Annotated in this window: 9 protein-coding genes; 5 read left to right on the forward strand and 4 right to left on the reverse strand. The window is 47.0% G+C overall.

Features of this window, described 5'->3' with window-relative positions:
* The 3 genes from QUA53_RS27755 to QUA53_RS27765 form a co-directional block, all read right to left on the reverse strand.
* The coding region (locus QUA53_RS27755; protein WP_333101003.1) for a protein kinase domain-containing protein at positions 1-989 on the reverse strand (989 nt) is incomplete at its 3' end.
* 142 nt (positions 990-1,131) lie between these two features.
* Positions 1,132-1,350, reverse strand: a complete 219-nt coding sequence (locus QUA53_RS27760; protein ID WP_333101002.1) for a hypothetical protein — start codon at positions 1,348-1,350, stop codon at positions 1,132-1,134.
* A 76-nt stretch (positions 1,351-1,426) separates the two neighbouring features.
* Complete coding sequence (locus tag QUA53_RS27765) at positions 1,427-6,304, reverse strand: CHAT domain-containing protein (protein WP_333101001.1); 4,878 nt, start codon at positions 6,302-6,304, stop codon at positions 1,427-1,429.
* A 399-nt stretch (positions 6,305-6,703) separates the two neighbouring features.
* Between QUA53_RS27765 and QUA53_RS27770 the strand changes: the two genes are divergently transcribed.
* Entirely contained in the window at positions 6,704-6,898 is a 195-nt protein-coding gene (locus QUA53_RS27770) for a hypothetical protein (RefSeq protein WP_333066438.1), read from the forward strand.
* A 110-nt stretch (positions 6,899-7,008) separates the two neighbouring features.
* Here QUA53_RS27770 and QUA53_RS27775 read toward each other — a convergent pair whose 3' ends face one another.
* Positions 7,009-7,311, reverse strand: coding sequence for a hypothetical protein (locus QUA53_RS27775; protein WP_333101000.1), 303 nt, complete (start codon positions 7,309-7,311; stop codon positions 7,009-7,011).
* A gap of 220 nt (positions 7,312-7,531) precedes the next feature.
* On the opposite strand from QUA53_RS27775, the gene QUA53_RS27780 reads away from it, so the two are divergent.
* The 4 genes from QUA53_RS27780 to QUA53_RS27795 all read left to right on the forward strand — a co-directional run bounded on the left by QUA53_RS27780 (position 7,532) and on the right by QUA53_RS27795 (position 10,644).
* The gene (locus QUA53_RS27780) at positions 7,532-9,073 is read left to right on the forward strand and encodes a nucleoside transporter C-terminal domain-containing protein (RefSeq protein WP_333100999.1); all 1,542 of its coding nucleotides are present in this window, start codon (positions 7,532-7,534) and stop codon (positions 9,071-9,073) included.
* 220 nt (positions 9,074-9,293) lie between these two features.
* Positions 9,294-9,899 carry a DUF3318 domain-containing protein gene (locus tag QUA53_RS27785; RefSeq protein WP_333066433.1) on the forward strand — a complete coding sequence of 202 codons (606 nt, stop codon included), beginning with the start codon at positions 9,294-9,296 and terminating at the stop codon, positions 9,897-9,899.
* 47 nt (positions 9,900-9,946) lie between these two features.
* Positions 9,947-10,219: a hypothetical protein gene (locus QUA53_RS27790; RefSeq protein WP_333100998.1), complete on the forward strand. Its 273-nt coding sequence runs from the start codon at positions 9,947-9,949 to the stop codon at positions 10,217-10,219.
* Positions 10,220-10,221: 2 nt separating this feature from the next.
* On the forward strand, positions 10,222-10,644 hold the full coding sequence (locus QUA53_RS27795) for an HNH endonuclease (protein WP_333100997.1): 423 nt from the start codon (positions 10,222-10,224) through the stop codon (positions 10,642-10,644).
* The last annotated feature ends 35 nt before the right edge of the window (positions 10,645-10,679 follow it).

A 10,679-nucleotide genomic window follows, 5' to 3' on the forward strand; every position in this document is an offset into this window, starting at 1 on the left:
GAGTAACCGGATACTAGCATCATTTCGGTGCTGCCTCTGCTGACTCGCTCAAAGGCTGCTAATAATGTTTCAACTTCATTTTCTCTGCCGTAGAGTTTTTGAGGGATTTGAAACTTATCTGTAATATCTTTTTGGGCGATCGCAAAATCTGCAATTCCTCCCGTAGTTTTTAATTGTTCTAGGCATTCTTCTAAGTCAGCGATAATTCCCCAAGGGCTTTGATATCTGGCTTCAGCGGTTTTCGCTAATAGCTTCATCACAATATCAGAAACAGCTTTAGGAATTTCTCGATTGATTTGATGGGGCGGTACTGCTTGTTTAGCAATGTGACAGTGGATTAATTCCATTGCATCGCTGTAATCCCATGGCAATTGCCCCGTTAGGAGTTCGTAAAAAGTGACTCCTAATGAGTAAAAATCTGTGCGGTAGTCTATTGCTCGGTTCATTCTGCCTGTTTGTTCCGGCGATATATAGCTAAGAGTGCCTTCTAAAACATTAGGATTTTTCAGGGTAGGATTTTCGCGCTTTAAAACAGTAGAAATGCCAAAATCTATAATTTGAACTCGCCCTGTGGTTGAGTTAATAATAATATTGCTGGGATTGATATCTTTATGAATGATTTTATGTAGATGAATTTCACCTAAAGCCCTGGTTGTTTTAATACCTATTAATAAAAACTCTTCTAAGGTAAGTTGTTGAGAAGCCAACAAGAGCTTTAATGAGTCTCCACCACAATCCTCGAAAATGATAGCCAAACTGTTATGGTATTTTTCTAAGCTGTAGGTTTTAGGCACACTTTCTAGGTTAAGATTGTGTGTGATTTCGTATTCCTGCTTGTATCTAACTAACGAAGCTGGCATCGGATAATCTTGTTTGAGAAATTTGAGAATTACCGGTTGGTTGTTTTGCTTTCTCACTCCTCGGTAAACTAAAGAATTATTACTTTCATGGATTTGGTTAATAATGTCGTAGCCCGGTAAGTTAATCATTCTTACAGCCTCTTGTCAGTATTAATACTCAATTATTTTTTTTAGAAATTGTTAATTAATTAAGTAGATGTATCCTCTAATACATAAATAATATCCGAAACTTTAATAAAAACTTAAGTTTAAAAATAAAAGTTATTTTATATTAACATTTCTTAACAAGAAGACGGCTAAACATTACGGTCAGGAGTGCGATCGCTCCACAGTTTCCTGCAAAATCCGGCAAAACAGAGTGAAGTGCGATCGCCGTTAGTCTTCCTAGGAGATGTGGGCGCTGCATAATTAGAGTATAAATAGGGGAATTACCATGTAATGAAAGCGAGTACAAATCGCCTCTTTTTCCTTCTTCATTCCACATCTTCATTAGGCCTCTTGCAAAAATAATTAGGACGGGCTCTCCGGCAGATCAATTGATAAAAAGGATTTTTGCAAGAGGTCTATTACCAAGGATTGCCAATCATTGTAAAGGCTGCCCAATAATAAGGATGCAAAAGCACTCGATCGCCCCGCGCCGCAATTTCCGGAGGCAAAGTTAGACTCGTAGAAAGCCCTTCGACTCGCAGCATCCCGTCTTGAATCCGCACGCGCCCCTGCAGCATCTCCAATTGCGCGCGCCGCAAAGCCTCCGCTTTAATCATCAAATTGCCACCGCGTCTGGGGGTTCGCAACTGGCGGTAAAACTCCGTCATCAGCCCCAAAGTCCCCTCATCGCTGACTTCCCACAAACTCGCCAAAGCCGATTTAGCACCGCTAGCTACCGCCAAACCCGCAAACCCCAACTCCGCCTCTTCGTCGCCCAAAGCGGTACTGCACGCGCTTAAAACTAACAGATTCACCGGCGGTTCATTCCACCGCAACTGCCGCATTTGATCGATACGCAATTTAGTATCCCACAACTGAATGTAAGAATTTTTCGGTTCCCCAGGCTGGAATTCGCTGTGAGTTGCTAAGTGAATGATGCCAAAAGGCCGATTTGCCCGCTGAGCTTGCAAATTTCCGAGAGTAAAATCTTGATTCAAAAATGATTTTCCGCGATCGGGCGGCGCGATCGACTCTAACTCCACCGGCACCGCCGGTAATGGCGCTTTATCTTCAAATACCGACGCCCCCATCGCCAAAATTTCATCATCAGCAATATTGTCGTAGCCGATATCAGTTAAACTCAGACTCGGCATCACGCTAATGCTGTATTTCTCAACTAAAAAGCCTTTGCCGTCGTGAAGGGCCGCAAACGGCACGCTCCGCAAACCTGCTGCCGGAATTACAATTAAATTGTCAATCTTTAAAGCTGCCAATTCTGTGGCAACTGGCGCAACTAACCACCGATAAAGTTTTTGCGCCGTATCCAAATAACTAATGCTGCTTCTTTTGCGGGGATTAGTTATTTCGCTTTGAAATGCGTCAGCTAGTTGTAACACCTGCCAGCGTGTTGTCGCTGGAATTAAAACGCGCCTCGGTTCAGCGTTAGCTGTTACTAACACTAATTCTAAATGCTCCCCGTTAGGAACATCGGAAACTTCTTTGCCATCCGGCTGCAACCTCTGGGTCAAGTTATGTTGTAAGGGATGAGGGGGATGGGATGCGAGGTTGGTTCTCACAGGCAATAGATTAGATAAATCCTGACTGGCCACCACTACAGAATCATTTTGTTTGGCGGCGCCTGCATCCGCTCTGCTGACCCAATTCATATAAATAATTGCCGATTTAATTCCGGTAATTTCTTCGTTTTTGCGAAGATTTTCGTAAATCACCGACATATTACTAATCGGTCTTCTTGCGGGCAAGTCTAGATATTTTTCGTATTCGCGAGTAAAGGTTTTCTCAAATGCTAAAACTCCCGACTCTACCGAATCGAATCTGCGAGAAGGAAGGAAAATATCCGGGTTAATTTGGGAAGTTTTGTCTCGACTTTGCGAGCGCAATTCTACTTGCACAGATGCAGGAAGTGACACCGCCGGATCGGGATTTACGGGGACTACTGGCACTACAGGCGGTACCGCAATTGGTGCGGGAATTGGTTCGGGAATTGGTGCAGCAATTGGTGCGGGAATTGGTTCGGGAATTGGTGCAGGAGTAGAGGGCGCGCCCGGTGTAATTAGGGAAATCTGATTTGGTAAACTTCCTTGGGTGTAAGTTTGTCCAAAAGAAAAAGTGGGCAAAATGGCGTTTCCCGCGCCAGCATTAATGCTTCCTAGGGTTCCATTGTCGATCGCGCCGCCAACTACAAACGGTCGATCGATAGCGCCTCCGTGGCGAATTGCGATCCTCCCCGCCCCCGCACCTCCGGCAGTAGAAATACTGGAAAAATTGCCCGCTATATCGTTGAAAACATTGTTCGAGCGAAACAAACCGAGGGTTGTCACATCAACGCTACCACCAGTACCGCCAGTGCCGCCTTGAGCGTTGATAAAGCCCAACTGAATGTTATCAGTCGCGCTCAGGGAAACGCCCCCGCCGTTGCCGTTTGAAGTGCTGCTGGAGTTGAGATCGAGAGCCGAAATGCCCGATGAAGAGGTGACAGCAATATTTCCGCCGATCGCCCCGGAAGCGTTCAAAGCTCCCGCAGTTAAACGGCCGGCATTGCTTTGGAGAGCGATCGCGCCTCCAGTTCCCGTTGCCGATGAAGAGTCGATCGCACCTGCTGAAACAGTATTTCCCTCAACCCGAATCCTCCCACCGTTCGAGGTAATATTACCAGTCCGAACCTCGCCGCTTCCTTGCAGGTTCACGCTGCCGCCATCCGTCCTTAAATTACCCTCTAAGAGGACATTTTCTGCCTTGATATCGGCTCCCAAAGCGGCCGTACTGTCCCCCCCGAAGGTAACAGAATCTCGCGCGTTAACGCTCAAACTGCGGGCTGTAATTGTGGAAGCAGCCGTCACGCTAGCAGCGTCAGCCGAGAGCAGGCCCAACCTCTGAGTTTGACCGACTAGGCCCTCAAAAGTAATGTTGCCGCCAGCGCGCAGCGTCAAATTATTAGCTCGGCCCGGGATGCTGTCGAGGGTATTGGCAAAAGCGATATTGCCGGTAGTGGCCGCTAGGGCGGCGCTGCGATCGACTGTGACGTTACTGTTGAAAGTCATGTCGCCAGATGTCGCAATATTGCCCGAAACCTCGGTACTGCCGGCGTGGACGTACAAACTCGCCAGCGGTGCAGCTTGACCGACTGTACCGCCGAACAGCACTCGCTGAGCGTCTAGTCTCAGGGCGCGAGCTCCGTCTAGGCTACCGGAGAACAGAATGTTGCCGGTAACTTCCGCGATCAAAGCCACGTCAGCATTGAGGGATGCGTTTCCTGTAAAAGTCAGATCGCCGCCAGATGTCGCAATGTTGGCGTTGAGATCGGTTTTGGGCGCGTCGAGAGTCAAGCTAGCGCTGCCGGTTGTGCTCAGGGGATTGTCGATCCTGATCGAGCTGCCTTGAAGTGTCAGCGGGCTGTTGAAGGTAATGGGTGCGACGATCGCGATCGACGAGCTGCTACCGTTTTCGCGCCCGATCGCGATCGAGCCGAAACCCCCCGCCAAAGCGCCGATATCCCTTGCCGTCAAGTCTAAAATGCCCAAAATATCGCCAGTGCCACCAATCCGAATCGCTCGGTTATCGTTGGGTTGCAAGCGAATTGTTCCCCCCGCACTGCTGACGGAATTGCTGCCGCCCCTAAAGTCAATGCCGTTAGCCGTGAGAGCGATATTCCCGCCGTTAGCAGTGACTCCGCCCAGAGAGATGCTGCTGGCGAAAAAGTTGATGTTGCCACCTTGAGTCTCGATTAAATCGTTGGGGTCATTGACAAAAAACACTCCGCCCGATCTAAATGTTACGGTGTCTCCCGCGATCGCTTGCAGCGAAAGTTTGTTATCGGGCAAGTCTTGGATGCTGATGTAGCCTGGGGTTTCTAGAACCACGTTGCTGCCGGCCGCCATCTGTTCCAACTGCACTTCTGAGATCGATGTTTCATTGGGTTCTGGTGCCGCTTCGAGTCCGCCACCGGTTGATGGCGCGCTGCTGTCGCCGTTACCGCTGACGATCGTAATATTTGCCGGATCTAGCAACAAATTGCCGATCGCACCGTTAGTTGCGCGGGTATCGACCTTTCCTTGGAAAGTTAAAGCATTTTTGCCGGAAACTTCTACTCTTCCGCCGTTACCTGCGGCGATGCCCCCGCGAGCACTAATCTTGCCAAAGAAGCGAGTTGTATTGTCTGACCAAATTACCGCAGTGCCGGCATTACCGCGGTCGATCGCGTTGGCTGCGATCGTAGAATCAGGACTAATATAAGTTACCAGTGCGTTCGGAACAGGTTCCATCCCCCGGAAACCGCCTCCGACCCGCACAGTACCTCCGCCGTTCGTCCCGGAAGCATCGATATTTGCGCCGAACAGTCCGACTTTTTCCCCTAAAATATTAACTGTGCCGCCAGCATTCCCAGAAGGAGCAAATACATTTACAGAACCGGAGACGATCGCACTTCCCCCATTTATCCCCACTGTTTGGCCGCCAGTCAGTACCAATTGACCTTGTTCGTTAGTCGTTAAACCTGTGGCTGACGCTACGCCGGGGCCCGTCAGCAACTGAGGCAAAGAAACCGGGGCGATCGCATCTTTTTCCGAATGCAAAGACGGAGTAATTTCTAAACTCAACAAATTGCCGATTTGACTGATACGGACTGCATTTTTTCCCGGAACAGCAGCCACAGTAATTTGACCGTTGGGAGCGGATAATTTGCCTGTATTAATAACTGTGCCACCGACTAAAGTTAAACTTTGTCCGGTGCCCACGGCTAAGTTTCCCGCATTGACAATTGTACCAAATTGTAAGTTATTAAAATTAAGTTGATTGGGATTTCCCACTAAAGCTTTGTAATCATTAATTCCGCTAGAATTAAACCAGCGATCGCCGAAACCAATACCTGTAGCAGTTGTCGCCAAAAACGACCCCGGCACGTTTAATCTAGCATTTTGACCGAAGACAATTCCCGCCGGATTCATTAAGAATAAATTCGAGTTGCCACCGGTTACAGAAATCAGACCGTTAATTACGGAAACATTGTCGCCGGAAATCCGCCCTAAAATATTTTGAATAGTTGGATTAGTTAGAAAATTAGCTATTTGACCTTCGCTGAGATTAAATTGGCTGAAGCTGTGAAACAGATTTCCCCCGTTTCCCGACAGTTGTCCGCCGCTAATGTCTGTGCGATTTTGCTCGGACTTAACAACAGTATTCGTGCCGTCAGTAGCGGGAACGACAGGTTGCGATCGCACTGCTAGCGGTAGCAGCCCAAAACCTAATGTCAAAATTAGAGCAGAACGAAAATAGGTCATTGGAGGAAGCTATTAGTCATTAGTCATTAGTTCTTAGTCATTAGTCATTAGCCGGAAGGAAGAGGGAATTCAGAAAAGCAAATTCTCCATTACCAATTTTAATCTCTTCTCGTTTTGATTTTTTTTGAGCTGTAATGTTCCGCCAAAGTGCCAATAAACTTAAAAAGGTCTATCGAATACCGCCACAGCCGGGGGTCGATCGCACTCCAAAACCACCCGTTGCCAGAATGTCGGAAATTTAAGGCAAATTTTGTATTGATCTGTAACAAGTGTATTGACAAACTCCCCCCAGACTCCTATGATTGGAGCACGGATGGGGTGAGAAAGTAAAAACCCACACAATAACTGGCTCCTCTAATACAGTTAAAAACAAAATACTGATGCTTTTAGAGATCAACCATGCAAACTCCAGCTTTCCCATTTCTAACTGAACAAATAGTTGAGCAGATATTTTCGTCAGGCGAACTGACTCGCAATGACAGACAGCGAATTCAGTCAATGCTCTTAAATGAGTCGATCGGCGAGAATGAATTGAGCTTAATTGAAAGAGTCATGGAAGGCGTAGTCAAGGGAATACTTGACGTGCTCAATTAGTTGATAACTGGCGTTAACTTATCTAAATGTAGGGTGCGCCGGGCCGCGCACCTTACCCTAATTTTAAATAAAAAAATCGAAAAGCGAAAAGCAAAAATTCTGTCACCGTTCTAAAAATCATCATCAGGGCCGTCATCCGGACCCTCATTCGATCCCTCCTCCGAGCTCTGATCGCGACGCACAAATTCAGAAGGAGGCCTATCGTTACTCCAGGCCCACCACACGCCATGGCACTGGCAGCGGTAAAATTCTTGCCACTTGCGACGGTTGAACTCGGTATATACTGGCGATCGGCGATTAATCCAGACCTCAGTGGCATCCGTACAGCTAGCGCCGCACTTGGGGCAGCAAAACTCATTAGCGTGAACCGCCGTCGCAGTCCATTCAGGAGGATGTGGAGCAAAAGCTTCCATGTGTTAGAGTTTCTATCTAAACTGCTGGTAATTACGGCAAATCAAGGGTTGCTAAAGATCCGCAGAGTTCGGAATGACCTAAGCAATGACATAAGTACGCTGTTGAGTGCGTAATTTATCGGCCCGTTATTTTTTTTAGTATTTGCCGTCAGATGAATAGTATAACTGATGTGGTGCAAACCGTCGATCGGCATTCTCAACTATTTCAAGGACTAGGCTCATGTCTATCTACAATCTTATCTCGTTTCTGGGCATTTTTGGCTTGTGTGCGATCGCCTGGGTTTTTTCAGAAAATCGCAAAGTTCAGTATATACCTTGGCGCGTCATCATCTGGGGCATTGGACTGCAATTAGTCTTAGGATTTTTAGTATTCCTGTTCCCCCCAACTCGCATCGCCCTAGAGTGGTTTACTGGCCTACTCGATGGAGTATTCACCGCTGCTGACGCTGGAGCGAGATTTGTATTCGGGAGCAATATTGTACCGATACCGGGTAAAGATCCGGCAGTGAATTTAGGATATATTTTTGCCTTTCGAGCTTTACCGACCGTCATATTTTTTTCTGGCCTCATGGCCTTGCTATACAACATTGGCGTGATTCAAATTATCACCGAACTTTTTGCCAAAATCTTTTATACGACAATGCGGTTGAGCGGCGCCGAAGCCCTCAGCGGCGCTGCTAATATCTTCGTAGGAATTGAAGCGGCAATTGTCGTCAAGCCTTATTTGCCGAAAATGACTCGTTCGGAACTTTGTGCAATCCTCTCTTGCTGTTTTGGGACGGCAGCTTCTTCAACTTTAGCAATTTACGTTAGTTTTCTCAAGCCAGTTTTTCCCAATATTTTAGGACACTTAGTTTCAGCTTCAATTATCGCCATTCCCGCTTGTTTTGTTCTCTCCAAAATCTTAGTCCCCGAAACAGGCGTGCCGCTGACAATGGGCGGCATTCCCAAGGAAGAACGGAAGCCTAAAGGCTGCGAGTTTGTGGGCGAAGAACTTTCCGAAATGGACGGCGAAGCGATGCCACAAGAGACTGTTGGGGGAGAACCGATCGAACGAGTCAGCCCTCTCGATGCAGCGATAATTGGTGCATTGGACGGTGTAAAAATGGCAGTAGCTATTGCCGCTGTTTTGATTTTAATTTTAGGCTTAGTTTCCTTAATCAATCAATTCTTTGGTTGGCTGGCCATTTTGCCCGGCCCAATTGGTGGCTTGTTCAAAGTTGTCACCTTAGCCAACATTATGGGATTTTTATTTTATCCCCTGACGCTATTAACAGGAGTCTCCATTGACGACTCTTGGCAAGCATCAGTAATCATCGGTCGCAGGCTGTTAGAAACAGCCATTCCGCCCTATCAAAGTTTAGCAGAAGCATCGGCCAAAGGACTGGTGAGCGACCGTACAGTTTTAATAGTCAGTTACGCCCTTTCCGGCTTCGCCCACTTAGCCTCCGTCGGCATATTTGTCGGCGGCACGATCGCCCTAATTCCATCCCGCCGCAAAGACATTTCCGAGCTCGGTTGGAAAGCATTATTTGTCGGCACTTTAGCGACAATGATGATCGCTTGCATCGCGGGCACCTTCGACACTGGAGACGCCAGCATTTTAGGCGCTAAAACAGCCCCTGCTGCCCCGCTAACAGCCCCTGATTCTCCCAAACCACTGCCATCCCCAGCCGCGAATTCAAAGCCATCAGTTGCCCCAGCAATTTCCAGTCCGAAGCCTTCGCCGAAGACTGAAAAAGCAACTCCGAAAGCTCAATAATGTCCCAAATCTGACTCTAAGAAAAGTCCTTAAATGAGCTACGGGACAAGGACACGGCAAGGCCGTGTCCCTACAGATTAGACTCAAATTGCAAGCATTCCCAAACAATCTAAAAATTATCTGCGTTTATCTGAGTTTATCTGCCTTGAATCTGCGGTTGACATATTAATCAAAATTTTCTGCAATAAATCTAATTACCAATAACCACTTCCCAAAAAATATGAATCCAGATCCAGAAATTCGCCGCCTGTTAGATGTGATGCCAGCCTCCGGCCGCATGACGTGTAAAATTATTAATAAGCCCCAACAATCAACGGTAATTGACTGCGATTTTCCTTTGCCTTGGAATCAATCTCGCCCGATTTATATTAATTTTGATTTGTGGCGGCTGCTATCTAAGCCGCAGCGGGATTTACTGCTATTGCGGAATGTAAGTTTTCTGTGCAATTTTAAGTGGTTTAAACCGGATATTTATCAAGGTGCGGCTTTGGCGGGAATTGTCGGGACTGTTGTAGAATTGTTGCAGGGAGATGCGATCGGCACTGCGATCGCGGGCGGTTTGACGGGACTGGCCATGACTCGAATTTGGCGCGACAACCGCAGTTCTCAAGTAGAGTTAGATGCTGACGAAGGGGCGATTAGAGTAGCGGGAAGGCGTGGTTACAACGAAGCGGAAGCGGCAGGACATTTGCTTGGGGCGATCGAGGCTGTGGCGCAAATTGAAGGGCGCAGTTTGGATTTTAATGAGTTGATTCGGTGTCAAAATTTAAAGGCGATATCGGGGATTTCGGCGGTGGGCGTACCCGATAGTGTGAGGCAAGATTGAAAAAAACCTAGATATAATCAAGATGGAAACCCATAAAATCCACAACGATGCTCATCCTGCCAAAACTGGAAAACCTGCGCGATACTCTACCTATAGAAGGAGCTGTCGGAATTGAATTAGTGGAAGGCATACCAATTTTTAGAGCCTCCACCGCTGTCAAAAATCGCATCCAAGAACTGTTGGACAAACAACAAAGTTTGCCCCTCAATCCTGACGAAGAACAAGAACTCAATCTTTACGAAGAAATCGACGATTACCTCAGTTTTGTCAATCGGACTGTCCGCAATATTTTCTTGGGGCAGATTCAGCCTACTGTGTAGAAATGTCCGCTCGCCGTCAAATTCCTGAAAATATCCAAAATCAAGTTCGTCAGAGAGCAAACTGTCTGTGCGAATATTGTCATGCCTCCGAACAATGGCAGTACGTAGAGTTTACTATCGAACACATCATTCCCTTAACTAAAAATGGGACTAACGATATTGACAATTTGGCACTAGCTTGCTTTCACTGCAACCGCAAGAAATCTGATAAAACTAGAGCGATAGATGCTCAGTCAGACGTAGAAGTACCGTTGTTTAACCCCAGACAAGATAGTTGGGGCGAACATTTTATTTGGTCTGCGGATGGATTATCAATAGTTGGTTTGACTCCAATTGGACGAGCTACATTTACAGCATTAGTCTTAAATAGAGAGAGAGTCATTGGGTGCATCTCACTTTTGCAGATACATCAAGTAGAAAGTTGACCATTGAGATAAGCACAGCGAAGAGAAAGGATAGA

Source organism: Microcoleus sp. Pol12B3, assembly GCF_036701355.1.
In the GTDB taxonomy this organism is placed as follows: Bacteria; Cyanobacteriota; Cyanobacteriia; order Cyanobacteriales; family Microcoleaceae; genus Microcoleus.

Excerpts from the sequence above, each read along its gene's own strand:
- QUA53_RS27760 (WP_333101002.1), bottom strand. The coding sequence starts at position 1,350 with ATGAAGATGTGGAATGAAGAAGGAAAAAGAGGCGATTTGTACTCGCTT.
- QUA53_RS27765 (WP_333101001.1), bottom strand. The coding sequence starts at position 6,304 with ATGACCTATTTTCGTTCTGCTCTAATTTTGACATTAGGTTTTGGGCTG.
- QUA53_RS27770 (WP_333066438.1), top strand. The coding sequence starts at position 6,704 with ATGCAAACTCCAGCTTTCCCATTTCTAACTGAACAAATAGTTGAGCAG.
- QUA53_RS27775 (WP_333101000.1), bottom strand. The coding sequence starts at position 7,311 with ATGGAAGCTTTTGCTCCACATCCTCCTGAATGGACTGCGACGGCGGTT.
- QUA53_RS27780 (WP_333100999.1), top strand. The coding sequence starts at position 7,532 with ATGTCTATCTACAATCTTATCTCGTTTCTGGGCATTTTTGGCTTGTGT.
- QUA53_RS27785 (WP_333066433.1), top strand. The coding sequence starts at position 9,294 with ATGAATCCAGATCCAGAAATTCGCCGCCTGTTAGATGTGATGCCAGCC.
- QUA53_RS27790 (WP_333100998.1), top strand. The coding sequence starts at position 9,947 with ATGCTCATCCTGCCAAAACTGGAAAACCTGCGCGATACTCTACCTATA.
- QUA53_RS27795 (WP_333100997.1), top strand. The coding sequence starts at position 10,222 with ATGTCCGCTCGCCGTCAAATTCCTGAAAATATCCAAAATCAAGTTCGT.